The sequence below is a fragment of the Meiothermus sp. genome (genome assembly GCF_037443965.1).
Taxonomy (GTDB): domain Bacteria; phylum Deinococcota; class Deinococci; order Deinococcales; family Thermaceae; genus Meiothermus.
In genome coordinates, this window is sequence record NZ_JBBINI010000015.1 from 1 (window position 1) to 26,403 (window position 26,403).

At 61.3% G+C, this 26,403-nt stretch carries 23 protein-coding genes; 15 read left to right on the top strand and 8 right to left on the bottom strand.

The features are described 5' to 3' along the window. The 6 genes from WKI89_RS09385 to WKI89_RS09410 form a co-directional block, all read left to right on the top strand. Window positions 1-1,116, top strand: a 1,116-nt coding sequence (locus WKI89_RS09385; protein ID WP_337869058.1) for an ABC transporter substrate-binding protein, incomplete at its 5' end; no start/stop codon positions are given. A 262-nt stretch (window positions 1,117-1,378) separates the two neighbouring features. Then, a complete protein-coding gene (locus tag WKI89_RS09390; RefSeq protein WP_337869059.1) occupies window positions 1,379-2,278 on the top strand; it encodes a sugar ABC transporter permease in 900 nt (299 codons plus the stop codon). A gap of 9 nt (window positions 2,279-2,287) precedes the next feature. After that, window positions 2,288-3,118 carry a carbohydrate ABC transporter permease gene (locus tag WKI89_RS09395; protein ID WP_337869061.1) on the top strand — a complete coding sequence of 277 codons (831 nt, stop codon included), beginning with the start codon at window positions 2,288-2,290 and terminating at the stop codon, window positions 3,116-3,118. Between the two features lie 33 nt (window positions 3,119-3,151). After that, window positions 3,152-4,474 carry a fucose isomerase gene (locus WKI89_RS09400; RefSeq protein WP_337869063.1) on the top strand — a complete coding sequence of 441 codons (1,323 nt, stop codon included), beginning with the start codon at window positions 3,152-3,154 and terminating at the stop codon, window positions 4,472-4,474. Beyond that, the gene (locus WKI89_RS09405) at window positions 4,468-5,316 is read left to right on the top strand and encodes a PfkB family carbohydrate kinase (RefSeq protein ID WP_337869065.1); all 849 of its coding nucleotides are present in this window, start codon (window positions 4,468-4,470) and stop codon (window positions 5,314-5,316) included. Before WKI89_RS09400 ends, WKI89_RS09405 begins: the two co-directional genes overlap by 7 nt. 32 nt (window positions 5,317-5,348) lie before the next feature. Then, on the top strand, window positions 5,349-6,338 hold the full coding sequence (locus WKI89_RS09410; protein WP_337869067.1) for a tagatose 1,6-diphosphate aldolase: 990 nt from the start codon (window positions 5,349-5,351) through the stop codon (window positions 6,336-6,338). A 3-nt stretch (window positions 6,339-6,341) separates the two neighbouring features. Here the strand turns inward: WKI89_RS09410 and WKI89_RS09415 are convergent, their stop codons facing one another. After that, a complete protein-coding gene (locus WKI89_RS09415) occupies window positions 6,342-7,682 on the bottom strand; it encodes a hypothetical protein (protein ID WP_337869069.1) in 1,341 nt (446 codons plus the stop codon). Window positions 7,683-8,023: 341 nt separating this feature from the next. Here WKI89_RS09415 and WKI89_RS09420 point away from each other — a divergent pair, with 341 nt between their 5' ends. After that, complete coding sequence (locus WKI89_RS09420) at window positions 8,024-8,626, top strand: transposase (protein WP_337869071.1); 603 nt, start codon at window positions 8,024-8,026, stop codon at window positions 8,624-8,626. A gap of 192 nt (window positions 8,627-8,818) precedes the next feature. On the opposite strand, the gene WKI89_RS09425 is transcribed toward WKI89_RS09420, so the two are convergent. After that, a complete protein-coding gene (locus WKI89_RS09425) occupies window positions 8,819-10,036 on the bottom strand; it encodes a Gfo/Idh/MocA family oxidoreductase (protein ID WP_337869072.1) in 1,218 nt (405 codons plus the stop codon). A gap of 122 nt (window positions 10,037-10,158) precedes the next feature. Here WKI89_RS09425 and glpK point away from each other — a divergent pair, with 122 nt between their 5' ends. Both glpK and WKI89_RS09435 read left to right on the top strand, forming a co-directional pair. After that, on the top strand, window positions 10,159-11,649 hold the full coding sequence (gene glpK / locus WKI89_RS09430; RefSeq protein WP_337869074.1) for a glycerol kinase GlpK: 1,491 nt from the start codon (window positions 10,159-10,161) through the stop codon (window positions 11,647-11,649). Window positions 11,650-11,702: 53 nt separating this feature from the next. Beyond that, window positions 11,703-12,041 carry a dolichyl-phosphate-mannose-protein mannosyltransferase gene (locus tag WKI89_RS09435; RefSeq protein WP_337869075.1) on the top strand — a complete coding sequence of 113 codons (339 nt, stop codon included), beginning with the start codon at window positions 11,703-11,705 and terminating at the stop codon, window positions 12,039-12,041. Between the two features lie 44 nt (window positions 12,042-12,085). On the opposite strand, the gene WKI89_RS09440 is transcribed toward WKI89_RS09435, so the two are convergent. The 5 genes from WKI89_RS09440 to WKI89_RS09460 all read right to left on the bottom strand — a co-directional run bounded on the left by WKI89_RS09440 (window position 12,086) and on the right by WKI89_RS09460 (window position 17,842). Then, complete coding sequence (locus WKI89_RS09440; protein ID WP_337869077.1) at window positions 12,086-12,844, bottom strand: DUF4388 domain-containing protein; 759 nt, start codon at window positions 12,842-12,844, stop codon at window positions 12,086-12,088. 260 nt (window positions 12,845-13,104) lie between these two features. Further along, window positions 13,105-13,896 (bottom strand): fructosamine kinase family protein, encoded by a 792-nt coding sequence (locus WKI89_RS09445; RefSeq protein WP_337869078.1) that lies wholly within the window; start codon window positions 13,894-13,896, stop codon window positions 13,105-13,107. Continuing rightward, window positions 13,883-14,335, bottom strand: coding sequence for a low molecular weight protein-tyrosine-phosphatase (locus WKI89_RS09450; protein ID WP_337869079.1), 453 nt, complete (start codon window positions 14,333-14,335; stop codon window positions 13,883-13,885). Before WKI89_RS09450 ends, WKI89_RS09445 begins: the two co-directional genes overlap by 14 nt. Beyond that, window positions 14,332-15,921, bottom strand: a complete 1,590-nt coding sequence (locus WKI89_RS09455) for an alpha-amylase family glycosyl hydrolase (RefSeq protein ID WP_337869081.1) — start codon at window positions 15,919-15,921, stop codon at window positions 14,332-14,334. Before WKI89_RS09455 ends, WKI89_RS09450 begins: the two co-directional genes overlap by 4 nt. 10 nt (window positions 15,922-15,931) lie before the next feature. Continuing rightward, window positions 15,932-17,842, bottom strand: a complete 1,911-nt coding sequence (locus tag WKI89_RS09460) for an alpha-amylase family protein (protein ID WP_337869083.1) — start codon at window positions 17,840-17,842, stop codon at window positions 15,932-15,934. 248 nt (window positions 17,843-18,090) lie between these two features. Between WKI89_RS09460 and WKI89_RS09465 the strand changes: the two genes are divergently transcribed. Beyond that, window positions 18,091-19,674 (top strand): hypothetical protein, encoded by a 1,584-nt coding sequence (locus WKI89_RS09465; protein WP_337869085.1) that lies wholly within the window; start codon window positions 18,091-18,093, stop codon window positions 19,672-19,674. Between the two features lie 813 nt (window positions 19,675-20,487). On the opposite strand, the gene WKI89_RS09470 is transcribed toward WKI89_RS09465, so the two are convergent. Further along, window positions 20,488-20,922 (bottom strand): hypothetical protein, encoded by a 435-nt coding sequence (locus WKI89_RS09470; protein WP_337869086.1) that lies wholly within the window; start codon window positions 20,920-20,922, stop codon window positions 20,488-20,490. 125 nt (window positions 20,923-21,047) lie between these two features. On the opposite strand from WKI89_RS09470, the gene WKI89_RS09475 reads away from it, so the two are divergent. From WKI89_RS09475 to WKI89_RS09495, 5 genes are all read left to right on the top strand, one after another. After that, window positions 21,048-21,521 carry a hypothetical protein gene (locus tag WKI89_RS09475; protein ID WP_337869087.1) on the top strand — a complete coding sequence of 158 codons (474 nt, stop codon included), beginning with the start codon at window positions 21,048-21,050 and terminating at the stop codon, window positions 21,519-21,521. A gap of 107 nt (window positions 21,522-21,628) precedes the next feature. After that, on the top strand, window positions 21,629-22,189 hold the full coding sequence (locus tag WKI89_RS09480) for a helix-turn-helix domain-containing protein (RefSeq protein ID WP_337869088.1): 561 nt from the start codon (window positions 21,629-21,631) through the stop codon (window positions 22,187-22,189). Between the two features lie 205 nt (window positions 22,190-22,394). After that, on the top strand, window positions 22,395-23,042 hold the full coding sequence (locus WKI89_RS09485; RefSeq protein WP_337869089.1) for a response regulator transcription factor: 648 nt from the start codon (window positions 22,395-22,397) through the stop codon (window positions 23,040-23,042). Between the two features lie 64 nt (window positions 23,043-23,106). Continuing rightward, window positions 23,107-24,369, top strand: coding sequence for a HAMP domain-containing sensor histidine kinase (locus WKI89_RS09490; protein WP_337869091.1), 1,263 nt, complete (start codon window positions 23,107-23,109; stop codon window positions 24,367-24,369). 276 nt (window positions 24,370-24,645) lie between these two features. Beyond that, on the top strand, window positions 24,646-26,196 hold the full coding sequence (locus WKI89_RS09495) for a GMC family oxidoreductase N-terminal domain-containing protein (RefSeq protein ID WP_337869093.1): 1,551 nt from the start codon (window positions 24,646-24,648) through the stop codon (window positions 26,194-26,196). Window positions 26,197-26,403 lie beyond the last annotated feature (207 nt).

Genomic DNA, 26,403 nt, shown 5'->3' on the forward strand with positions numbered 1-26,403 from the left:
TGCTCTTCCGATCTGGAGATCGAGGTGGGTGGGGCTACTTCCGATCAGCAGCAGCAGTACCTCACTACCGTGCTGGCCTCGCGCGACCCCTCGATTGACGTGATTCTGATTGACGTCATCCGGCCAGCCCAGTATGCGGCGGCCAAATGGGCCGATACCCTGGATAAGTATCTGCCCGCGGCCTCGCGGCAGGCCCTGTTGCGCCAGTATCTGCCGGCCTATGCCCAGGCCAACGTCATCAACGGGCAGCTCATTGCCCTGCCCAGCTTTGCCGATGCCCAGTTCCTCTACTACCGTAAAGACCTGCTGGAAAAGTACAACCTGAAGCCCCCCACCACCTGGGACGAGGTGATCCAGCAGGCCCAGACCATTCTACGTGGGGAAAACAACCCCAACCTGAACGGGGTGGGCTTCATGGGCAACATCTCCGAGGGCACCGTGTGCAGCTTCTTGCTGCCCATCTGGGCTGCGGGTGGCGACGTCAACGACAGCGCGGGCCGCTTGATTCTGACTGAAGCCCAGGCCCGCAACTCGCTGCAGTTCTGGCTGGACATGATGGACAAACACCGGGTCTCACCGCCCAACATGGCCGAGAAAGCGCAGGACACCATCCGCCAGGAGATGCAGGCTGGGCGCTGGATTTTCGGCACCCTGTTCGCCTATGCCTGGGCTCGCTTCCAAAATGATGCCGATAGCCAGGTTAAGGGCAAGATTGGTGTGGTTCCGCTGCCCAAGTTCGAGGGTGGACGTCCAGCGAGCTGCTTGGGCGGCTGGCAGTGGACCATCTCCGACTTCAGCCGCAACAAGGCCCAGGCCTACCGCCTGGTACGCTACCTCTCGAGCCCCGAGGTCTCCAAGATTCTGGCCATCGAGGCCTCCAACCTGCCGGTCTTCCCCGCGCTGTACCGCGACCCCGACGTGCTAAAAGCCAACCCATGGTTTGCCGATGCCCTACCGGTGGTACAGAGTGCCCGGGCCCGCCCGGTGAACCCGCGCTACCCCGAGGTGGCCGATGTGATGCGTAAGGCCCTCAACGCCGTGCTGGCCCGCACCAAGACCCCCGAAGTGGCCGCCAAAGAAGTGATTGACGGCTTGCGGGCGCTCTACCCAAGATAAACCTCCTGGGGGTGGTGGCTCCGGCTACCACCCCCACTTTTGCTTTGGAGCGGCGCGAGCGGTTCTGGGAAAGAGCCCAGCCATCTTCAATGCTCAGAAGGCTTTGCTGAAACGCTTTTTGCTGCCAGCTCGAGGGACAAAAATGGAGGGAGCCGCAGTTGAGTAAACGAGGTGCGGTTTTAGAGCCAGCAAACAAAGAACATTTTTCAAGTCGTTGTATGTGCAAAACCAGCTTTGTGAGTTTAGAGGGAGGAGCGTAACCATGCAGCCACGACCATACCGACGCAGTTTCGGAGATATGTCCGAGCGGGCTCTGGCACTCTGGCTGCTGGTTCCTGCTGCGCTTCTGCTGGGCTTTATTGCCCTGTATCCGGTGGCCCGGCTGATCTATACCAGCTTTTTCCAGTACCAGCTAACCCTGAGTCCGGAGGCCAGCTTCAGCGGGCTGGCCAACTATGCCCTGGCCCTGAGCGACCCACGCTTCTGGAGTGCCCTCAAAAATACCACCCTGATCGTGCTGGTTACCGTGCCTGGTGCGCTGGTGGTAGGCCTGGGCCTGGCCATGCTGGCCAACCTGCCCTTCCGCTACAAGTGGCCGGTGCGGCTGGGACTGCTCTTGCCCTGGGCGCTGCCCTTGGTGTTTGTGGGCCTGATCTTCCAGTGGTTTTTTGACAGCCAGTACGGGGTGGTCAACGACCTGATCGTGCGGCTGGGGGGTGAGCGGCAGTTCTGGCTGTTTAAGCCCGACCTGGCTTTCTGGGCCATCTGCTGGACGATTATCTGGAAGACCAGCTCCTTTGTGGCCTTGATCCTGCTGGCTGGCCTGCAAACCATCCCCAAGGAACTCTACGAGGCTGCCGCAGTGGACGGGGCTACCCGCTGGCAGGTGTTCTGGCGGGTGACCCTACCGCTCCTGGTGCCCTCAATTCTGGTGGCCCTGATTTTCCGTACCATCACGGCCTTCCAGACCTTCGATATTCCCTACGCCATGACCAAAGGCGGCCCTGGCAATGCCACCGAGACCCTGGCCATGTACGTGCGGGTTACCAGCATCGAAAACCTCAACTTTGGCTATGGCTCGGCTCTGGCGGTGCTGCTGTTCTTGCTCAGTATGGCCATCACCCTGGTTTACCTGCGCTACATCCGGGGGGCCGATGACTAGGAGGGGCCTATGAATCCCTTTAAGAACCCGCGCATCTGGTTGTGGATTGCCGCAGCCATCGTGATGATTAACGGCTTCTTTCCGTCCTTGTGGATCTTCTTTACCTCCATCAAGAGCGAAGCCGAGCTGACCCGCATTCCCATCACTTACTGGCCGGAGAATCCCACCCTGCAAAACTACGTGCAGGCCTTCCGCGAACAACCACTGGGCCGCTATTTTCTGAATAGTGTGATTGTGGCGGTGGCCTCGACCCTGTTGTGCGTGGGGGTGGCGAGCCTGGCGGCGTATGCGTTGGCCCGGCTTCAGGTGCCCCGCCGCAACCTAATTTTGTCGCTGTTGGTAGGGGTCTCGATGTTTCCGGTGGCCTCGCTGATGGTGCCGTTGTACCAGACCTTTGTGGAGCTGGGCTTGCGCAACAATTACCTGGCCCTGATTCTGCCCCATGCGGCGCTCTCCCTACCGGTGGCCACCCTGACTCTGGTCAGTTTTTTTGCCGGCATTCCCAAAGACCTCGAGTCCGCTGCTATGGTGGACGGCAGCACCCGCCTGGGGGCCTTGTGGCACGTGGTGGTGCCGCTGTCGGCGCCGGGGGTGTTTACCGCGGCCATCCTGGCTTTCGTAAACAGTTGGGACGAGTTTTTACTGGCCTCCACGCTGCTGCCCGCCAAGGCCATGCGCACCCTGCCGGTGGGCATCCAGCTCTATCAGGGGGAGTATGTGTTCCCCTGGCCCCTCATCTCGGCGGCGCTGGTGGTGGCGCTGGTGCCGGTGGCCCTGGTGATCGCGATTTTCCAGGAGCGGGTGGTGGGCGGCCTGACCCAGGGTGGGGTGAAGGGCTAGGCAGTTGCCTTCTACAAACGAATGCTAAACGCTATGACAAATCTGCGAGTTGGTTTAGTCCCCATCGTACGGCCCCTGTTTAGGGGTTCCAGGCTGGGCCTCGAGCCCGCCACCCGCCAGGCCCTGGAAGCCCTGGGCCCCAAGCTGGGCTTCGAGCTGGTCTACGTGGCCGAGCCGGTGGCCGACACCGTCCAGGCCGAGGCGGCGGCCCGCGCGGCCCAGGACGCCAGGCTGGATCTGCTGCTGGTGCAGCACGTGACCTTTGCCACCGGCGATGCCTTTTTGCCGCTCCTGGAACTGCCCATCCCGGTGGGGCTGTGGGCCCTGCCCGAGGTGTGGGACAGCGGCCCGCTGCCGCAGAACGCGATTTGCGGCCTCAACCTGGGGGTCTCACTGGCCCCAAAGCCCACCAAGTGGTTCTATGGCTCGGTAGAGGATGCCTGGTTCCAGGCTCGCCTGAAGCTCACCCTGCAGGCCCTGCGGGGTGTGAAGGTGCTGCGCGAAGGCCGGGTGCTCTGGCTGGGCGGCCACGCGCCGGGTTTTTTTGCCTTTGGGGCCCTGCCCGAGACCGGCCTCACCGTGGAGAAAGCCGAGCTGGCCGAGCTGTGGGACGCGCTGGCGGCGGTATCCGAGGCCGAGCTAGAGGCGCGGGTCGCAGAATTCCGCGAGCTTTCCGAGTACCCGCTGGAGCAGTTGCGCGAAAGCTTCCGCCTCGAGCTGGCCTTGGAGCAACTGGCCCGGCCCTACGACGGGGTGGCCCTGCGGGAGTGGCCGGAGATCCCCGACCGAACAGGGGTGATGGCCTACGCGGCCATGGCCCGCCTGGCCGATGCGGGCTACACCCTGGCCCCCGAGGGCGACGTGATGGGCCTGGCCAGCCAGCTAGCCCTGAAAGCCATCTCGGGCCGGCCGGCCATCCTGCTGGACATCTCGCACTTTTCGGCCAAAGGGGTGATGCTCTGGCACGGGGGCGAAGCACCTCTGGCCTGGGCCGCGGGCCTCACCCGGCTGGTGCCGCACTTCAACCGCCACCTGCCCGCCGTGCGTGACATGGCCCTGCGGGCGGGGCCCATCAGCGGCCTGCGCCTGCTGCCGGGCCGCAAAGCCGTGGTGCACGGGGGCGTGTTGAGCGGTGAGAAAGGCTACGACGGGGACTCCGGCTACCTCACCCGTCCCACCTGGGCCACCGAACCCCTCACCCCCCGGCAGTTTTTGGCAAGCTGGTTCAACCACCGCATCCCCCACCACCTGGCCGTAGGGATGGGCCAGCACGAGGAAGCCCTGCTGGAGATGTGCGCCTGGCTGAGCCTGGAGGTGCTGCCCGACCGGCCCGAGGAAAACCGACTGGTATGGTGAAGATCCTAACCGTGGGCTGGGCCAACCTGGACCAACGCTACTACATCGAGACCTTCCCGCCCCGCGCCAGCCGCACCGGGGTGCGGGCCTACCGCGAGGCCGTCGGGGGGCCGGCGGCGGTGGCTGCGGTGGCGGCGGCCCGGCTGGGGGCCGAGGCCCATCTGGTGAGCCGCCGCGGCGACGATGCCACGGGAGAACGCCTGCAGGAGATGCTCGAGGCCGAAGGGGTCAGGGCCCACTTCCAGCTTGGCGCGGCCACCCCGGTCTCGGCGGTGCTGGTCACGCCGGAGGGTGAGCGCTACATCTTTCCCTACCGGCCCGGGTTGCCCGACGAACTGGTTTTGAACGAAGAGCGCCTGCTCAAAGGAACCGGCGCGCTGCTGCTGGACGGGCGCTGGGCCGCAGCGGGGTATGCCCTGGGCCAGACCGCCCGTGAGCGCGGCCTCCCGGTGGTGCTGGACCTGGACCGCGACCGTGATGAGGACTGGATGCTCACCCAGGTGGCTACGCATGTGGTGGCCTCGGAGGAGCTGGCCGTGCAGAAAGGCGGTGTGGACGTGCTGCTAGCCCAACTGCAAGCCCTGGGGGTGTTTGCCGCGGTAACCCTGGGGGCCCAGGGGGTGGCCTATGCGGGCGGACACCTGCCGGCCCACCCGGTACATGTGCGCGATACCACCGGGGCGGGGGATGTTTTCCACGGGGCCTTTACCCTGGCCCTTGCCGAGGGGCAGGACGAGGTGGCAGCGCTGCGCTTTGCCTCAGCGACCGCCGCCCTGCACTGTGCCCAGGCCAGCCCCCCGCGCCGGGACGAGGTGCGGGCCTTTCTGGCTTCCTTGCCCTGAACCCCAAGCAAGCTAGATACACGAGGTGAAACATGAAAACCACTCCAGCAAAAGCCCGCGCCTATGCCCGCATCGGCGATGGGGCCATGCGCTTTGGCACCCTGGCCATTGACCAGCGCCCGCCCCTGATGCAGATCGTCGCCCAGGCCCTGGGCCGCAACCCCGAGGACGTGGGGCCCGAAGTAACCGAGCTCAAGGGCCTGCTGGCCGAGACCCTGGCCCGGGCCGTGACCGGAATCCTGATAGATCCACACTATGCCTTTCCCGCGGCCATGCCGGTTTTGCCGCGCGAGACCGGTCTGATGCTGACCCTCGAGCACCACCGTTTCCAGACCGTGGAAGGCGGCTGGCGCAAAAGTGCGATTATTCCTGGCTGGAGCGTGGAGCAGGCGGTGCGCATGGGGGCCGATGGCCTGAAGCTTCTGGCCTGGCACCGTCCCGATGCCCCGCTCGAAATTACCGAGCACCAACTGAACTTGGTGCGAAGCGTGGGCGAGGCCTGCCGCAAGGCCGACCGCCTCTTCATCTTTGAGGTGCTGCCCTACCCCCTCCCCGGCGAGGATGCCCATTCCTACCACGCCAAGCTACGCGAGATGTCGCTGGAAATTGCCGCGGCCTTCGCCGACCCCGGTTTTCACATTGACCTTTACAAGCTGGCCTTCCCCGGCGCGACAGGGCTGGTGCGGGAGTTTGGCGGCAAGGGCTACTCGCTGGACGACCTCGAGGCCGACATGAAGGAGTACAGCAAACTCCCAGCCCCCTGGCTGCTGCTCTCGGGGGGCCTGAGCGCCGACCAGTTCGTGCAGGTGCTGGACGCTGCGCTGCGGGCCGGTGCGCGGGGTTACCTGGCGGGCCGCGCGGTCTGGCAGCACCCCCTGCGCTTCTACCCCAACCACTCCCGGCTGCGCGAAGCCCTGCGCGAAGAGGGCCTCGAGACCCTCCACCGCCTGAACGAACTCCTGCACACCATCAAGCCCATTCACCCCGAGGTGGACTGGCGGCTCGAGGGCATCGCAGGCTAAAAATTATTCCCGCACCAGCCGGTAGTGGATGCCCTTTGCATCTACCCGGATCAGGTGCAGTATGGGCCCGCTTGCGGTCATCTCGAAGTAGGCCTCGAACACCTCGGTTTTGTTGTTGAAGCGGTTGGTGAGGCTCATCTGCCAGCTGTTCAAGGTTGCGCGGCCCTGGTATTTTTGTGAGTAGAACTGCTGCGACCCCACAAAGCCGCTGGCCCCGCTGTGGGCCGAGCTATAGGTTCCATCCCGGTTAAAGGTGAAGCTATCGGCCGTGCTCACCGCGTTCATGCCGGCATAGGCGCCGGTGACGGAGTTGTAGTACTGGGCCGCGGCGCCCGTGCTGGAGGTCCACTTGCCGGTCAGGTCGGCGGCTTTGACCGCAAACTTGTTGTAGCCGTACATCTTGCCGACGGCCTCGATGTTGGGGAATTCCTTCTGGAAGGCGGCAAAGCTGGGGGCCACCACCTGGACGGCATAGCCAAGGCCCTTATCGAACTGCACGTACAGGGCCACGTGCTTGCGCGCGCCGGTGGCGACCTCGGTGGCGCTGCCCTCGCCGAAATAGAGGCAGAAATAACAGATCTCGTTTTTGAAGACCTTGAGCTCGTCCACCCGGTAGCGGGGGGCCACCAGGCGGTTCCAGTAGTAGCCCACCCGCTCCTGCTCGTTGCCGGTCACCCACATGTTTTCCGGCATGGGCAGGCCATAGTGCAGCAGCACCACCACCTCGCCCTTGGCCACCCGCACGAAGCCCTGCTCGATGGTAGCCACCCAGCCATCGTTGAAGCGGGTGGTGGGGGTGGAAATGGTGCGGGTGTTGGCGGGGGGGCGGGCTGCGCTGGCGGGTGGGGCCTGGGTGGCTTTGGGCTTGGTGAGCTTGAGGCTGCTGTTGAAGCGGTCGAAGAGCTCGAGGTGCTGCTCGGTGGTGGTGATGTAGAGGATGCTGGCCACGCGCCCGTTGCCGGTGAAGGTGGAGAGCAGCACCACATAGTCCAGCCCATCCTTGGAAACGGCAATCCCCCCGGCCAGGTTCTGATAATCCCCGTTGGGCGGCCCCATCTCGGTGGTGGGTTCGCCGGAGAGCTCGAGGCCCTCTTCCACCAGCCGCTTCCACTCGCCCCTAAAGTTCTGCTGGGGGTTGTTGCCCGCGGGTACGCTGGCATACAACACGATGCTGCCAAAGGAATCCTTGGTCTGCAGCGCCAGCATCACCCCGCCTTGCAGGTTGCTCTTCTTCCACCCCTGGGGTGGGGTGTACTCGAAAATGTCGAAACTATCGGCCAGGGCTACCCCCAGACCGCACCCCAGCAGTAGCACCGCACCTAAAAACCCAGCCAGCCGTTTCATGCGCCCACCTCCTATGGTTCATAGCCAGCTTACACAGCCCAGGATGACCGGGGCATGACTGGCGGGAATAGACCGGTGCTATTTCTGTGCAAATGACTTGGCGTATAGTTTTGGGTTTGCGTAGCATAAAGGGCAAACATGCCTGCAGGGCGTTGGGCCCGGGAGCACTGCAACAGCGCTGGGAAGTTTGTGGTTGTATTTGAAGAAATACCCAAGTTTCTTGAAGGCCACGTTCAAACACCCGTTATGGAACCCCGTACGCTTACCGTTCTGCTACCCAAGATCATCTCTGGCGAGATTCGGGTGAACGATACGGAGTGGTTTTTAGGGGAGCATGGGCTGTGAAATACAACCCCGACAAACACCACCGCCGCAGCATTCGCCTGAAGGGGTACGACTACACCCAGACGGGGGCGTATTTCATCACCATATGCACGCAGAATCGTGAATGTTTGTTTGGGGATGTGATGGACGGAGAAATGCGGTTGAATGAAATTGGCCTGATCGTCCGAGATGAATGGATGAAAACGGCCATTTTGCGGCCGTCCGTGGTGTTGGATGAATACGTTGTGATGCCCAATCATATTCACGGCATTATCGTTTTGACCAATGGTAGGGGCACGTTGCAACGTGCCCCTACCACGCAACGTGCCCCTACCACGCAACGTGCCCCCGCGGTGGAACAATTCGGCAAACCCACGTCGGATTCCATTCCGACAATCGTTCGTTTATTCAAATCCGCCACAACCAAACGCATCAACGAACACCGCGGCACGCCCGGTATGCCCGTTTGGCAACGCAATTATTACGAACACATCATCCGCAACGACGCATCCCTAAACCGCATTCGCCAATACATTGTGAATAACCCGACAAAATGGGGCCTGGATAGGGAAAATCCGATTCTAGAGGGCGGGGTTGGAATCTACCCCAGCGAGAGATGAATCATGGCGCAGATGACCGAACCTGTGGTTGAACAGGCGGCCCTGGCCTGGCTCGAGGCCACCGGTTAACAGGTGACGTATGGCCTCAAGATTCCCTAGCTGAGCTAGCAAGCCAAGGTTAGAAGCACGCGCTGGCCTGCTACGATGCTCTCGAGGCCAATGATAGCGTGGTCCGGGGCTGGGCGACGCAACCTACACCAACTGCCCCAACCCATTCCCCTCGAGCAACTCCTTCACCCACACCTTCTCCCCCCGCTTCACCGACTCCTCGGCGGCCACCCCCACCACCACGCTCCAGAAGCCCTCTTCGGCGGTGGCGGCGGTGTTGGGTTTTCCATCCATCGCCTCGATCCAGCGCAGGTGCTCGTAGTAGGTGGCCCCGCTGTGACCGCTTTGCTCGATGATCTCGGGATAGCTGGGGGTCATGGTGCGGGAGGTGCGGTCGGGGAGGGCGATGACCTCGAGGTAGTTCTCCCACTTGGAGTAGGCCTGCCCGTTCACGCCCTCGCTGGCCTTGAGCCGGCCTTCGTCGCCGCAGATGACAATTTCCTCGTAGACCATAGGCGCGAACATGCACAGATTAAAGTTGGCCCGGATGCCGCTCTCGTACTCCACAATCACAAAAGCGTTGTCCAGGATGTCCGATTTCTCCCCGCCGTACTCGAAGTCGCGGAAGTTCACCGCCTGGCTGCCCGAGGCATACACGCTTACCGGGCGCGACCCAGCGAACAGATTGAACAAATCGAAGTAGTGACAGCACTTTTCCACCAGCGTACCGCCGGAGTACTTGGAGAACTTGTTCCACTGCTTGACTTTGTCCAGGAAAGGCTCGCGGTGCTCCATGATGGTGATGGTCTTGATCTCGCCCAGGCTTTTGCGCTCCTTGGCCTCGTGGAGGGCCTCCACGTAGATGGGCTTGAAGCGGTACTGCAGGCCGATTTGCAGCACCTTGGGGTAATTCTGTGCAATCTGCCAGATCTCGTAGGCGTCCTGCAGGTTGGTGGCCATGGGCTTTTCCAGCAGGATGTGCTTGCCCGACTGGGCGGCCACCTTCAGCACCTCCAGGTGGGTGTGGTTGGGGGTGCAGATGATCAGCCCGTCCACCGCGGGGTCGTGACAGGCGGCCTCGAGGCTCTCGTAGACCACCAGGGGTTCCTCGGTGAACTGGGCCTTGATGCGCCGGGCGGCCTCCACGCTACTGGGGTTGGGGTCGTAGACGCCGTGAACGGTGCAGCGGCCCTCGAGCAGCGTCACCCGGATGTGCTCCTGCCCGTTCACCCCCACCCCAATCACGTTGAAGCGGTACTTGAGGGGGCCGGGGTTCATCAGGAAGCGGTCTTCCTGCGGCACGTAGGCAAACTTGGGCGTGAGCGCATGGAGGCGGTTGGCGAACTCCTTGTTGCGTTTCATGCTTTTTAGATTATAAATCTAAAATTGCGCGGTGAACAGCCGGGACACCCAACCCAAAACCGCGCACCCACAGCAGCAGAGCGGGTGCAAACCGCGATACAATCGGAAACACGGAGGAATCCATGCCCTATATCCTTGCCCTCGACCAGGGAACCACCAGCAGCCGGGCGATTGTCTTCGACCTGGAAGGCCGGCCCCAGGCCATGGCCCAGCAGGAGTTCATGCAGCACTTTCCCCAGCCGGGCTGGGTCGAGCACGACCCCCTGGAAATCTGGCAGACCCAGCTCCAGGTAGCCCAGGAGGCCATCCAGCGGGCGGCCATTCAACCTAGCGAGATTATGGCCCTTGGGATTACCAACCAGCGCGAGACCACCGTGCTGTGGGAGCGCTCCACCGGCAAGCCGGTGCACCGGGCCATCGTCTGGCAGGACCGCCGCACCGCCTCCATCTGCGACGAGCTGCGCAAGGGGGGCTACGAGGGCCTGTTCCGCCAGAAAACCGGGCTGGTGCTGGATGCCTATTTCTCGGGCACCAAGGTGAAGTGGCTATTGGAAAACGTACCGGGGCTCCGGGAGCGGGCCGGGAAGGGCGAGCTGTGCTTTGGCACCATAGATAGCTGGCTCATCTACAACCTGACCGGGGGCCGGGTACACGCCACCGACGTCTCCAATGCCTCGCGGACCCTGCTTTTTAACCTGCACACCCTGCGCTGGGACGAACACCTGCTGGGCATCCTGGGCATTCCCAAGGCCCTGCTGCCGGAGGTGCGCCCCTCGGCGGGGTTATTCGGCGAGACCCTCCCCGAGCTGTTTGGGGCCCCCATCCCGATTGCCGGGGTGGCAGGCGATCAGCAGGCGGCTTTGTTTGGACAGGCCTGCTTTACCCCCGGAATGGCCAAAAACACCTACGGCACCGGCTGCTTCATGCTGATGCACACCGGACAGGAGCAGGTGGCTTCGCAGAACGGCCTCTTGACCACGCTGGCCTGGCAGTTGGAAGGCCAGCCGCCCGAGTACGCCCTCGAGGGCTCGGTGTTTGTGGCGGGGGCGGTGGTGCAGTGGCTGCGGGACGGCCTGGGTATTATTCAAAGCTCGAGCGAGGTCGAAAGCCTGGCCCGCCAGGTGAGCAGCACCGACGGGGTCTACCTGGTGCCGGCGTTTGTGGGACTGGGCGCGCCCTACTGGGACGCCTACGCGCGGGGAACCATTGTGGGCCTGACCCGCGGCTCCAGCAAAGCCCATCTGGCCCGGGCCGCCCTGGAGTCCATTGCCTACCAGAGCCGGGATGTGCTCGAGGCCATGGAGGCCGACTCCGGGCTCAAGCTCTCCGAGCTGCGGGTGGACGGGGGCGCTACCATCAACGACCTTTTGATGCAGTTCCAGTCGGACATTTTGGGCACCCCGGTGGTACGCCCCCAGGTGACCGAGACCACCGCCCTGGGGGCCGCCTATCTGGCCGGGGTGGGGGTGGGGATGCTCACCCCGGAGCAGATTGCCGAGCGCTGGGCGGTGCAGAAGCGTTTTGAGCCGGCGATGTCGCAGGAGGAACGGGCGCGGCTCTTTGGTGGCTGGAAGAAGGCGGTGGAGCGGGCCAAAGGCTGGGCGGAGGCATAGCTTTCATACCTGCGTCACACCGGGGTGCTAGGATTGGGAGCGGAGGGAATCGTATGGATTTCAAAGAACTGGCCAACAAGGCCCGTGAAGCTGCGGAAAACGCACTCAAGCAGGCCGAGACCAAATTCAACGAAGTGAAAGCCAACCTCGACAAGGACGGCGACGGGGTGCCGGATCAGCTCGAGGGGGTGATGAACCAGGCCAAACAGGCCACCGAGCAGGCCAAAGCCAAGTTCGAGGAACTCAAGTCCAACCTAGACAAAGACGGCGACGGCGTTCCCGACCAGCTCAAGCACCTGAGCGAACAGGCCCAACACGCTGCCGAGCAAGCCAGGGTCAAGGCCGAAGAGCTGGCCAAGGCCGCCCAGGAGCGCTTGGGCAAGAAGAGCTAGAAAAAAACCGAGCACAGGGGTCTGTGCGGCCCCTGTGCTCTTCTTTACAAAGAAGGCCAGACCAGCACTTCTTGCCCCACCCGCAGGTTGTAAAAAAACAGGGCATCGGAAGAGAGCAGCAACTGTGGCCCGGCGTTGCTCTTGGCCTCGACGGGCATTTGCAGGATGCCCTCCTCGGTGCGTACTTCAATCTGGGAGAAAGGGCCGTAGTGGTTGCGCCAGACCCGCAAGAGCTGGGTATCAATACGGGCCCCCGTCGAGCCTTCCAGGCGGCTTACCGTCAGGCGCACGGTGTGGGGGGTGCGGGCGGTGATCTGTACCAGGCCCAGGCGGGCCATTCGGCTCACGTTGAGCTGAACCACATCGTTGGAAATGCCGCTGATGGCGGCCAGGTCGAAGAGGCTGATGGGTTTGCTCATGTGCCGCAGCAGTTCGAACTCGTCGGGTGCCAGGGTGAGGTGGGTGGTGCGGTTGGCATCGGTAAGCTGCACCTGGTCGAAGGGGCTCAGGTCGAGCCGCGCATCTATGAAGCGGATGGCCTCGAGCAGGTAGTTGTCGAGGGGGCCCTCTAGGCTCGACTGCTTGGCCCGCTCTCCCACCAAAAAGCGAAACTTGCCGTCCTTGAGAGCCAGAATCTGAAACAGCCCGTCGCGGCCGGTTTTCCCTTTGTACTGTGCCTGCACCGGCTGGCCCCGCTCGAGGTACACCTCGCCCCCCGGAACCTTGAAGGCCCCGGTTTGTCCGGCTTGCGAGAGCAGTTGCAGAATCTCAATGGGGCCGAGGAGCTCGAAGGTGCCGTCCATAAAAAGTGTTCAGGAAGCAAGAACCCTCAAGGCTGTGCAGTTCTTGGATAGGTCTGGCTCATCTGGGTTGCTGGCCCGGGTTGGCCCTATTTGCCAGGGCAGGCAACCCCGTGGTGTCTCGGAAGGTATCGAATATTGTAGCAGAGAGCGCTGAAAAGACACACCGTCGGGGCCGCCCACGCTTACGAGGATAGAGCTTTCTGGGCAGAAGAGCGGTAGATTTGACCGAGAAACCGTTACGTGAAAGAGGGGCCTGGAGACTAGGTCGCAGCCTCGAGGGTGCGCAGCAGCAAAGGTAGGTAGCTGGAGCCAAAGAAATATACATGAACCAGCAGGTAGTAAATCTGGTAGCGCGGTAGGGCCCGCTCGATCTCGGGGGGAATGGGGTAGAGCACCCGGTACAGCTTCCAGAACCCGGCCGGTAAGCCGCCGAAGAGGGTCATCATGGCCAGGTCAACGGCGCGTTCGCCCCACCACACCGAAGGGTCGAGGAGGGCCGGGCCCCCTTTTGCCGCTAGCACATTGCCCTGCCACAAATCCCCATGAATCAGGGCCGGGCCCTCGAGGGGCAGGGGCTGCCCAAGCAAGGCTTCTACCCTGGGCCCTAATGGCCCCAGTTGTTTCCAGGTGGCCTCGAGCAGGGGCTGAATGCGCTTTTCGATCCAGAAGGTTTGCCAGCCGGGATGGGTTCCGCTGGGGAGTTCGAAACTGCCCAGAAAGACCCGATCATCCCAGCCATAGGTGGGTGGGCGCAGTTTGTGCATACCGGCCAGCATGCGGGCCAGCTTTTCCCAGTCCGGCTCGCCCGGTGGCAGGTATTCCATCACCAGCCCGTCGCTGCTGGCCCAGTACACCTCGGGCACCCGAATACCGGCCTGGGAGAGCGCAAACAACCCCCTGGCCTCGGCCTGAAACATCCCGGCAGGCGGATTGGGATGGGTTTTGATGACGTAGGGCCCGGCCCGCCAGACCTGCCCCATCTGGCCCCCCGACAGGGGCTCGAGGGGGTGCTCTTTGAGCCTGGCCTGGCGGAGCAGCTCAGTGGGGTGCATGGTTTTGCAGAAACACTTCCAGCGCCTCCTCGAGCATCTGGTACACCGCTTCGAAATGCTCGAGACCGCCGTAGTAGGGGTCGGGCACCTCGCCCCCACCGTTCAAGTCTAAGAGCAGCCGGGCCTTGCCCCGGTGGGCGGGAAACATGCGCTCGAGGGTGCGCAGGTTTTCCCTGTCCATCACAAAGATGTGGTCAAAGTGGCTCAAGTCTTCAGCGCGAATCTGGCGGGCCACATGGGGAAAATGGGCGTCGTACTTGCTCAGCACGGCCTGGGTACGGGGGTCGGCGGGCTCGCCCGCGTGCCAGCCGCCCGTGCCACAGGAGTCCACCTCGAACCGCCCCTCCAGTCCCCGCTCGTGCAGCTTGCGACGGAAGATGCCCTCGGCCATGGGGCTGCGGCAGATGTTGCCCATGCAGACAAACAGCACGCGGGTCATAGTTTTACAATCAGGCCTTCGTGGGGCCGCAGCTCGAGCACCCCTTCCACCTTCCCGTAGCGATCCAGATGGGTCGAAAGCAAAATTTCCCCGCCGGGTGTCGAGAGGGTTTGGGGCTCCTGGGTAAGGTTCAACGCCACCAGCACCTCACCCCCGCGCAGGTAGGCGAACACCCCCTCGGGGGCCTTATAGGTCTGGTAGGCCCCGTGCAGGAGAGCCGGCGTTTCCCTGCGCACCACCAGCAGGGTGCGCACCAGGGTCAGCATCGAGAACGAGTCGGCGTCCTGGGCCTCCACGTTGCGCTCGGGGTAGTCCGGGTTGATGGGGAGCCAGGGCTCGCGGGTGCTGAAGCCGGCATAGGCGTGGGGAGTCCACTGCATGGGGGTGCGCTCGGGGTCGCGGCCGGGGTCAAGGCCGTGCTCGCCCGCGGCCCTGCGCCAGCGCAGGGCCGCGGGGTCCTGCACTTTTTCGGGGGGAATCTGCCCGTCCACCATGCCAATCTCGTCGCCGTAGTACCAGGTGGGTGAGCCCCGCAGGGTAAAAAGCAGCATGGCCGCGACCCGCGCTTGGTCGTGCCCGATGCGGGTGGCCAGGCGGTGCTGGTCGTGGTTGCCCAGCACCCAGTTGGGGGTGGCAAACGGGGGCAGACTGGCCTCGTACTCCCCCACGATGTTGCGGATGTTCTCAGCAGTCCAGTTGTTCAGGCCCCTAAAAATCAGGTGGAAGTTGAAGGGCAGGTGGCAGCCCGGCTTTTCGGCAGTGCCATAGTAGGGCATGAGCTGGTGGTAGGGCAGGTAAATTTCCCCCACCATCACCCGGTCGCCCGGATACTCGTCCAGCACAGCGCGCATCTCCTGCACAATCTCGCGGGTCTCGGGCTGGTCTTCCTGGTAGATGTGGATATGGCGGAAGCGATCTATGTCGCCGGGCTTGTACTGGGGGTTGTCGGGCTCGTCGCGGAATAGGGCATCTTCCACCAGCAACCAGATCACATCAATACGGAAGCCGTCCACCCCTTTGTCTAACCAGAAGCGCATCGCCTGGTACATGGCCGAGCGCACTTCGGGATTGCGCCAGTTGAGGTCGGGCTGTTCGGGCAAAAACTGGTGCAAATAGTACTGCCCGGTTTTTGCATCTAGTGTCCAGGATGGTCCGCCAAAGTAGGCTTGCCAGTTGTTGGGGGGTGAACCATCGGCCTTGGGGTCGCGCCAGACGTACCAGTCGCGCTTGGGGTGGTCGCGGGACGACCTCGATTCCTTGAACCAGGAGTGCTGGTCGGAGGTATGGTTGGGTACCAGGTCAATAATCAGTTTCATGCCCAGCCGGTGGGTGTCTTCCAGCAGTTGGTCGAAGTCTTTTAGAGTACCAAAAATGGGGTCTACATCGCAGTAATCGGCCACATCGTAACCAAAGTCCTTCATGGGCGACTTGTAAAAAGGCGATAGCCAGATGCAGTCGAAGCCCAGGTCGCGGATGTATTTCAGGCGGCTGCGGATGCCCTGTAAATCCCCAATCCCGTCGTCATTGGAGTCCTGAAAGCTGCGCGGGTAGACTTGGTAGATGGTTGCGGTTTTCCACCATTCCATGCAAAGCTCCTTATGCTTGGTGTTGGGCCAGCCACAGTCGGGCAAAGGGCCTCAGGTAGGCCGGGGCGGGGGCCTGGGTGATGTGGTCGTAGGGCTGCACAATACCCTCCTGCCTTAAGGTTTCCCAAGGCAGAGCCTGGTCTTGCTCGCTGAAGTTGTAGACCTGTACCAGCGTGCCTTCGGGATGGGGGCGTTTCAGCACCAGCAGGTGCGGGTTGGGCTGCCAGAGGGGTTTGGTAGAGAAGGTAGCGTGGAGCTGGTGGGTGCGGGCTCGAGCCTGTAAGAGCCCCTTGATTCCGTGGAAAATCCGGTGCTCCACCGTGCCTTCCTGTTTACGCCTTTCGGCCCTGGCCCAGTCCATTTTGGGCCGGTGCAGCCAGCGGTTGTCGTCCTGGTGGGCGGGCTCCTGGGCGTAGTCGTAGTCGTTGAGCATCCCCAGCTCGTCGCCCATGTAGATGAGCGGGATGCCCTCGCCATACCCGATGAAGACCGCATGGGCCAGCAGAATGCGCTCGATGGCGAGATTAATCAGGCGGGGATTCCCGGACTCGAGCGCAGCCTCCAGCCCGGCCAGGCTGGCCGCACTGCCCGAGGTGCGCCGGTCACCGGTTTCAGGGTTCTCCTGGAAGTGCATCCCCCTGGCAAACGACCCCGGAAAGTCGCCCTTATAGAAGTCCGATAGGAAGCGGCGGTGGGCCGCTCCGCTGAAGCCCTGCAGGGCGGCGTCGGTATCGGAGATGGCCCAGCCGATGTCGTCGTGGCAGCGCAGATAGGTGGTCCAGCCCGCGCTGGCGGGCTTCTCGGGGAAGCGCATCAGGGCCTGGGTGAAAAGGCGGGTATCGCGGCTGGCAAGGCTGCTCCATATCTGCACCATCAGGGTGTTATGGTAGGCCAGCTCCGAGACCTTGCCGTAGTGCTCCCTGGTGCCCAGATAGGCGATCAGGTCTTCCGGGGCCACGATGGCCTCAGCCTTGAAGGCCACAGCGGGTGCGGCAATGCGCACCGCGGCCCGCAGCGCTTGTGTAAGGGCATGCACCTCGGGTTGGTTCTGGCAGTGGGTGCCCATGCGCTTCCAAGTGAAGGCGATGGCATCCAGCCTGAACACGTCAATACCCTTGTTTGCCAGCCACAAAATCACATCGAGGTATTCCAAAAAAACTTCGGGATTGCTCCAGTTCACATCCCACTGCCAGCTATTGAAGGTCGTCCACACCCAGCCCTGTACCTCGTCGTCCCAGGTGAAGTTGCCGGGGGCAAAGTCGGGGAAGACCTCGGGCAGGGTGCGCTCGAATTGGTCGGGGAGGGTGCGATCGGGATAGATGTAGAAGTAATCGCGGTACTTGGGGTCGCCACGCCGGGCGGCCTCGGCCCAGGGGTGCTCGCGGGCCACGTGGTTGAGCACCAAGTCCAAGCAAAGGCTGATGCCCTCGCGGCGGAGCTGGGTGCAGAGGGCCTCGAGGTCGTCCATGCTGCCCAGGTCGGGGCGCACCCGCCGGTAGTCGGCCACCGCGTAGCCACCGTCGTTCTCACCCTCACGCGGTAGCAGCAAAGGCATCAGGTGCAGGTAGCGGATGCCCAGCTCCTTCAGGTAGCCGATATGGGCACCCACTCCCTGAAGCGTGTCGGCAAAACGGTCTGTATAGGCGATGTAGCCATGCACTTCGGGCTTCAAGAACCAGTCCGGGGTGTGAATGCGTTCCAAATCCAGGGCTTGCAGGTCGGTGGGTCGTTGGGCCAGGTTCTGCCCAATGACCTGGGCCACCCGCTCAGCCACCGGGTCGGCTTGGGGGTAGACTGCCTGCAACCCGACCCAAAGGTCGTCTAGATAGCGGTGTACCCGTGCTTGGAGATCGGCGGAACGGTATGCGTCAAGTGCTTCTATCTGACTGGCGATGCCCTGGAAAAAACGATGACCGTCCATGTGCTCATACATTCTACGCAATCCCCAAAGGCGTTACGTACAAAGCCTGTTTTGGGGCTAGGCCCACGATTGGCCCTTAAGAATGTAACGCCCTAAACGCTTGTTTGTGAGTTCGGTTAGGGCTTTCTGAGCCAGCTTGGCCTCCATTCTTAAGCTGCGGTTAATCCACAAAAGTAACGGTCAAAAGTCCTTGTACCTTGATGACTGAGGGTTGTTTACAACTCGAGCAGGGTACAGGAGGAAATCAGATGCAACGAATGAGGATGCTTTCGCTGCTGGGGGGTCTGGGGTTGTTTTTGGGGGCTTGTGGCAGTGGGGAATATACCGATAACCCCACCCCCGATAGCTCCAATGGCCCTTTTCTGGCTGAGCCGCTCACCCAACACCCTACCAACCAGCCCCTGACCCTTCTAAGCCGCTATGTTGCTGTCAATGAAAACAATGGCCGTCTGAGCGCTAGCTACGGTGGTTTACGCTACTGGCCCCGCCAGGCTGACAAAAACCGCAACCCCAATAACCCCAACCAGGCTTCGGGGCCGCGCTTTACCCAGTATGTCGGCTGGGACATCCTGGACGCGCCGGGCTCGAGCTCGACCCGAGCGGACTGGCTGCGCCTGACCCTGACCCGCCCGGCCACGGTGGTGGTGGCCTGGGAAAACTCGGCGCTGTGGCTTACGGGCTGGCAAAAAGGCGAGACTACCGCCGCCGATGGCAAGAAGTTCAACACCTACACCCGCACCTTCCGGGCCGGTGAAATTACCCTGGGCTCCCCTGAGGGCAAAGGGGAGTACTGGGTGCTGCTGGCTGAGGGCAACGGGCAGCCTTCGGCGGAACCGGCCCTGCCCAACGGCATCACCGAACGGCCCGTGCCCAATACCACCTGCCCCGCCTGGATGGATGGATTGTGGCAAGCCAAAGGCCCCGATGGCGAAACCTACCAAAGCTGGCACCCCCAGATTGACCCGGTGTACTGGTGCTACTACCGCCACGAGCACAACTCCGACCCCGGTCTGATTGGCTACCAGGCGCCCTTCCTATATACCGCTCGCTATACCAACAACCAAGCCGAACGCGCTGAGGGTTTCAAGGGTTTCGCGGTGCGGGATGGCGAGATTGGCTGGTATATCAACATCCACTCCGAGACCAGCACCGAGCAGCGAGTTTGTGCTCGCTTCCACACCGTGGTGGTTGTGGCGACCCGCTGGCGTACCGGCGAGAAGCTGGTCGAACTCTCCTACAAAGGCGACTTTGGGGCCAGCCGCTCCAACCAGGACAGCAACCCCTTTTACACCAACACCTGTACCGATCCCCGCACCGGTCAGCAGATCAACCAGGAGGCCATTGGGCAGCAACTGGCCCAGACCACCCGCGCTTCCAAGCGCATCCGGCCGTCGGGTCAGGTGGGTGGTTACGAGCAGTGGGATGGTGGCTTGACCAAGGCCCTGATGCAGTTTAGCGGGGCAGGCATCGGCATTGACATCCAGAACCCTGCTACCTCCTGCACCAGCCTGGACTGCACCAGCCTGGTAACCAATCGTGGCAACTCCAGCACCCGCCGCACCATCCACTTCAACAATATTCGGGTCAAATATGACCCTGCTAAAGACCCTGACGGCGACGGCTGGTTCGAGACCAACCTCTACGGCGATGGCCCGCACACCCCTGGCGACCGCAGTTCCGGTGTTGGCCCCTTGCGCCAGTACATCAAACCCGGCACCGACATTAGCCTGAGCGGTGGCTTCACCACCGAAGATGCCTGGCGCGGCCTCTACGTGCGCAACGGCAACACCCAGGACTTGGAACTCGAGGGTGCTCTGGGAACCATCAACTAGCCAACCAAGAAGGTTGAAGATGGGGGATTATCCCCCATCATTTAATGCCTATTCCTCAAGCGCATCGTACCGAGGTGGTTGCGAATAGAGTAGAGCACTTCACAAAGATGGAGTCGTCCATGGCTAAGGGTCTTTTTCCCTGGCAAGACTGTCACCGCCTGGAACCTCGAAGCCCAAGCGTGGGCCGCGCGCGGCCCACGCTTGGGTGCGTAACCTGCATCTGGGCTAGGTTATACGCATTTCGGTAGTATCGTTCACTTTGACAAGCCTAAACGATACTACCGAAATGCTTTTCTACTCCCTTCGGTCGGCTTGAATCCTTCACCTCTGACTGCGTCCAACGCTGAAGGATTCAAGCGGAAAGGGTATTAGCCACACATTGGCTAACCCCCTAGCAGACGCAACACAGACAAGCGTGCCACCCCGCTTCGCGGCGAAGAAAGCGTCTCACCTCGGTGAGGCACGTCTGCTGGTCACTGCTCGTTTTCACTAAGCGGCAACGTCTGTGAAGTGCGCGATAATCTCGAACTCTGATTAAGGGAAACACAGCCCCACAAGGTCTGAGCCTGCCCCTTACCCCATGCTCTTGTGGGCTCCTGCAAAGTGTGCCCGGGATAAAAAGGTACCTTGGTTCGGCAAAACCACGAAAAAGCCGCCGGTGTGGCGGCTCGAGCCAGCCCTTGATTCAGGCTAAGCTGCGCCCTAGTAAGCTTGTCAAACGCTGGAGGCCCCACTTTCAAGGTGCATCTTCCAAGGCGCAGTACCCCGATGCATACCAAGCGGGTTACAGTGACAAACATACTGTGGAGACACTTAGTTTGTACGTATTTCAACGCTGCGTTGTTCTTGTCCACCGCAGCCATTGCTGGTGCACCCATTGCCATAAATATAGAAAAAGGGTCGGGCTTCGTTGGGGCTGGCGTTGTTGGTGATCTGGAATTGGAAGGTGTTGTTGTTGGGGGTTACATCTGTGGTAGAGGTATTCGAAACAACTCCAACGGATCCACTCACCCAGGTCAGGCGCACCCTGGTCAGGTTGCTGGCATTGAAAGTGACGGATACGGTGAGTACGCCTGTACTTCCACGTGCCAAGTTCATGGGATTGGGCGTAGCGGAGATGCTAAAAGTGTTGGTAGGGGGCTGGGGTGGGGCAGATGGGGGGGAGCCAGGGGGCCGCATGATGCTCTCGCCGCTGCAAGCAGCCAGGAGCAGTGTCAACAGCGACACAACCAGATAGGATAGGCGCATAATTGGCAGTGTAGGGAAGGAGGCTCGAGGGAAGTCTTAAGGGCAGCTAATGAAATCTTTATGTAACATTTTTGGAATCCATATACCCCCAATTTCCCAGAGGAATCCCAATAGAATATACAACTATGGGTAAACGTTTGGTGGTTTTGCTGTTGTTGTGCTGGGGCCTTGTTGCCTTTGCGCAAAGTTCCAAGCCTTTTGCGGGGGCCAGCCTAGTGTTTCAGTGGGTGGAGGGTACCCCCCTGAACAGTTTGATGTTGCAGGCTGGAAGCTACGATTTTGGTGGTGGGTTTGGGGCCAGGGCCAATCTGGGCATTGGCGTGAGCCCGAACTTTCTCGAGCTAGGTGCCGACCTGCTCTTCCCGTTTGGGGCGGGTCGTCTGCTGCCTTATGGGGGGGTTGGGGGCAATTGGGTGGGTTTGGGCGCGCTAAACTTTTTTGGGGTTCGCGGTCTGGCTGGGGTTAACTACAACACTGCCAGCGACGCGGGCTTGTTTGCGGAGGCCGTACCAACCCTCTACTTGGCCAGCGACGCTACTGGCATTTACGGAACGGCTTTTGGAATTCAGATTCGGTTTGGGATCAATTATCTGTTTTAGAATAATTCCACGCATATCCAGCACAAAAGCTCTTGGAGTGTGGGATTTGTGCCACTGTTGCTGGAACTACACCAGGGTTGGAAAAAAGGGGCGTAGTCTGTAGCAGCATGGATACCCGCCAGGCTCTCCTGCGAAGCGCACGTAAGGCGTTCGCGGAGCGTGGGTATGCCGCTACCAGCCTAGAAGATCTGGCCCGAACCCTGGGCCTGACCAAAGCAGCGGTCTATCACCACTTTGCTTCCAAACGGGCTTTGCTGGAAGCGCTGCTCGAGGAGGGCTCACAGGAAACCCAGCGGGCGCTCTCGCGTCCGGGTACCCTGCACCAACGCTTGATGGCCCTGGGCCTGGCCTACCGTGGGCAAGTAGAACCCCTAACCGCCCTCATGACCACACAGTCGGGTCGCCGAGGGGGCGATCAGGAAGCGGCCCATTTGGCCCAAGAAGCCATGAATCGAGGCATTGAGCAACTGGCAAAGGTGCTGGAGAAAGCATCGCCTGGGCACGGCAGATTGCTTGCGGTGATCTTTGCTTCCATTGTGCATGGAGCCTATATGACGGCCCAGCACATGCCAGGCTATTCGGTAGAGCTGCTTTTACAAGAGGGGGTAGATCTATTCGTGCGGGGTTTGCCCCCACAAAAAAGCGACAATGGTAGGGACTCTAGCTAGTGCTCCGGTAACTTAATTCCTGAGATGGATCTGGCTCCCTTAATATCTGGAAGTTGCTTTGAGCGCTTCATTTTGGGAACTTCACTGCTTTAACTTACCAAACCACGTCTGTGAAGAGTGCGATATGGGTGGCTTTGATGGCCTCCTGTTGGGGTGGATTAGTTCTTTAAGCTCGAGTTCAGCCTGGGTCTGCCACAATAGAGGTATGGCCCTGGTGCTGCTGATTGAAGATGATGCGGGGGTGCGCGAAGCCCTGCGTTTGGGATTGGAACTCGAGGGCTACGGTGTAATCGAAGCAGGCAATGGGGCCGATGGACTGCGCAGACTGACCGACGCCCCCGATGTGGTGGTGCTGGATGTGCTGCTGCCGGGGGGGGATGGGTTTGGGGTTTTGCGTGAGATACGCAAGGTGAGCGCAGTGCCGGTGCTAATGCTCACTGCGCTGGACGAAGTGGAATGGCGGGTCAAGGGGCTGCGTGAAGGGGCCGACGATTATCTGGTCAAACCTTATGCGCTATCGGAACTGGTAGCGCGGATTGAGGCGCTGTTACGTCGCAGCAAACGCGATGAGGAAGTGCTCTCCTATGCCGATGTGGTGCTTTACCCACGCAAAATGGAGGCCCGTCGAGGGGAGCGGCTGTTGGAGCTTTCGCCCAAAGCCCTGCAGCTTTTACAGTGTTTTTTGGAGCATGCCGAGCGCCTGCTGCCCAAGGAAGCCCTAATGCAACGGGTCTGGGGAGAAGGGGTCGAGCCCAACACCCTAGAAGTTCACCTCTCCGCGCTGCGCCGTGCGTTGGGCGAACCTATGCTGCTGCACACCGTGCGGGGGCATGGGTATATCTTGAGGAAGTAGGCCAACTAGCCAGCAGCAAACGGCTTTTCGATACCTATCTCCTAAACCCTAATTCCCTCCAACCATGACCCTCCGCCTCCGCCTCCTGTTGTGGCTAATGCTGGCCCTAGCCCTGCTGTTGTTTCCGCTGGGGGCCTTGACGGTGCAGCAGGCCCAGCGCACCGTGCAGGACACCCTCGAGCGAGCAGCCCTCTCGAGGCTGGGTTTTCTGGTCAGCCAAGGGCAGGTTCGCATTCAGGATCTGGCCCAGATCGTGCAAGAGTTTGGTGGGGTGGGGTTTATCCTGAGTCCGGAAGGCCGCACGGCCTATACCGATCTGGGTGATTATCGGCTGCCCGAGGGCCTCGAGCAGGCCCTTTCCCAGGGCCAAAGCTTTCGCCAGATTCGAGACAACTGGCTGTGGGTAGCGCTTCCCAGCGATGAAGGGGGTTTGGGCCTGGGTACCCCCTTGGATGAGGTGGTGGCGCTGCCGCAGCGTCTGCTGCAAATCTATCTGGGCATTGGGGGGTTGCTGGCGTTGCTGGCGTTTGCCGTGGGGGCTTTGGGCCTTTCGCAGTCGTTGCGCCCATTGGACGCGGTCTCGCGCGAGTTGGCCCGGCGTAGTGCCGAAAACCTCGAGCCCCTCTCAACCCCCCAACTCTACGAAGCCCGCCCCGCTGTAGAGGCCATGAATGTCTTAATGGGCGAACTGAAGACGGCTCTGCATCGGCTCAAGGTGCAAGAACAGGCCGCACGGCGCTTTGCCTATGGCGCTTCGCATGAACTGCGCAACCCCCTAACAGCCCTTAAGGGGTATCTGGAGGTGCTGCAACGGCGGCCTGGGGAACCTAAGGCCACCGAGGGAGCCCTGCGCGAAGCGAAGCGCATGGAGTTGCTTTTAGAGGGCTTGCTGGCCCTGGCCCGGCTGGAAGGCCAGGGGCGGGTACAGGGCCAACCGCTGGACTTGGTTGCTTTTCTGCGTGAGCAATTCGGGCTAGAGGCTCTGGGGAGCGGATGGGTGGAGGCCGACCCCAGGCTGATGTCGGTGGTGGTCGAGAACCTCCTCAAGAACGCTCAAAAACACGCTGGTGGTCTGGAAAAGCTGGTACTCGAGCCCGCTCAGGAGGGGGTTTGGCTGTGGTTTTACGATGGCGGCCCTGGCTTTGCGCCCGAGATTTTGCCCAGGGCCTTCGAAACCTTTATTAAGAACGACCAGAGTGACGGGGTAGGCCTAGGCTTGGCCCTGGTAGCGGCGGTGGCCCAGGTGATGGGGGGTAAAACCCACGCTGAGAACCGCCCAGAGGGGGGCGCCAGGGTCGGTGTCTGGCTCCCGGCGGCAAAAGGCTAGTGGTTTGGTAAGTTAAAGATTTATATGCAGTGAAGTTCCCAAAATGAAGCGCTCAAAGCAACTCCCAAATATCAAGGGAGCCAGATCCATCCCGGGAATTAAGTTACCGGAGCACTAGTTATCAACCTCAAAAGCCATGCGAGAGATTTTCGGACGCACAGTTGGTACGAAGACCAGCCCGCTGTGATGTTGCAATCATCACGTTTCCGAAAACTCCTCAAGATACCCTAGCGGGTTGTCCTGGTTATGCATGCATGAGCGATAAAATGGTGTTGAATGAGACAAGCGTACGATTACGTCATCGTAGGGGCGGGGTCGGCGGGGTGTGTGCTGGCCCATCGCCTGAGTGCCAGGGCCGACCTCAAGGTTTTACTCTTAGAGGCCGGCGAACCCGAGCAAGGTCTGTACCATAAAGCTCCTGCCGCCTTTCCCAAGTTATTCAAAAGCAGATCCGACTGGGCTTTTTTCACCACGCCTCAGCCAGCTTTGAATGGGCGCGAACTCTACTGGCCCCGGGGCAAGGTGTTGGGCGGAAGCAGCAGTATCAACGCCATGATCGTCATCCGCGGCAACCCCCGCGACTACGACGACTGGCAGCAGCCCGGCTGGTCGTTTGCCGAGGTGCTGCCCTACTTCAAGAAGCTCGAGACCCACCCCCTGGGCCCCTCCGAGTACCACGGCGACCAGGGCCCGCTGCACGTGGAGGTTCGGAAGTATACCAACCCCCTTACCCACGCCTTTATTGAGGCGGCTCTGCAATGGGGCCTGAAGCGCAACGACGACTTCAACGGCCCAGCGCAGGAAGGGGTAGGCCTGTTTCACGTCAACCAGAAAAACGGAGCCCGGCACAGCGCAGCCACGGCGTACCTGAAGCCTGCTCTACCGCGCCCCAATTTCGATGTACAGACAGGGGCTAGAGCCCACCGAATTCTGTTTGAAAAAGCCAGGGCGGTAGGGGTGGAATACGCCCATCAGGGTCGTATCTGGCAGGTACGGGCCAGCCGGGGGGTGATTGTCTCGAGCGGCTCGGTGAAGTCCCCCCAACTCCTCATGCTCTCAGGTCTGGGCCCCGCCGATCAGCTACGGCAGCACCAGATCGAAGTCCGGCAAGACCTGCCGGTGGGGCAAAACCTGTGGGATCACCTGGCCCTACCGGTGATCTGGCACTGCAAAGTGCCGGTCAGTCTGGACAAGGCCGAAACCCTAGCGAATATTGCCCGGTATCTATTGACCCAAAGCGGGCCGTTTGTAAGCAATGTAGCTGAAGCCGGAGCCTTTTTGCGCGTCCGGCCCGATGCACCCGCACCCGATTTGCAGTACCATTTTGGGCCAGCCTTCTTTAGCAACCACGGCTTTGACCGCGAGGAGGGCCACTTCTTTACCATTGGCCCCACGTTGGTAGCTCCGCAGAGCCGGGGGTTCATCGGTCTCTCCAGCCCCGACCCCGAGGCAGCCCCGCTGATCCAACCGCGTTATTTGAGTGAACCGCACGACCTAGAAGTGTTGCGGGCTGGAATGGAGCTGGCCCGCGAAATCGCCGCGCAAAAGTCCTTTGACTCCTACCGGGGCCAACCCCATGCAAGACAAGCCAACCTCAAAGACAAAGCCGAACTGGACAACTATGTGCGCCAATATGTCCAAACCCTCTACCACCCGGCTGGAACCTGCAGCATGGGACAGGTGGTAGACGAACACCTGAGGGTATATGGGTGCGAAAACCTCTATGTGGTGGATGCATCGGTGATGCCGAAGGTAGTGCGCGGCAATACCAACATTCCCACCATGATGGTTGCAGAGAAAGCTGCCGATTGGCTGTTGAGCTTGTAAATGTTGCCCATAATGCTTGTCATGCCGAGGCGCTTGCTCATCTCCTCACCCAGAGGTAGACGGGCTCAATACAGGCGCTCTCATCGCGGTTTTCATCATTGCGCTGCACGGCGTGCAGCGTAACTTACCCCCAGTGCAACGGTTTCGTGATACTGGGTATTCGTGGGAACCGCTCTCAGAAAGTGGAGCAGATTTTGTAATGTTGCT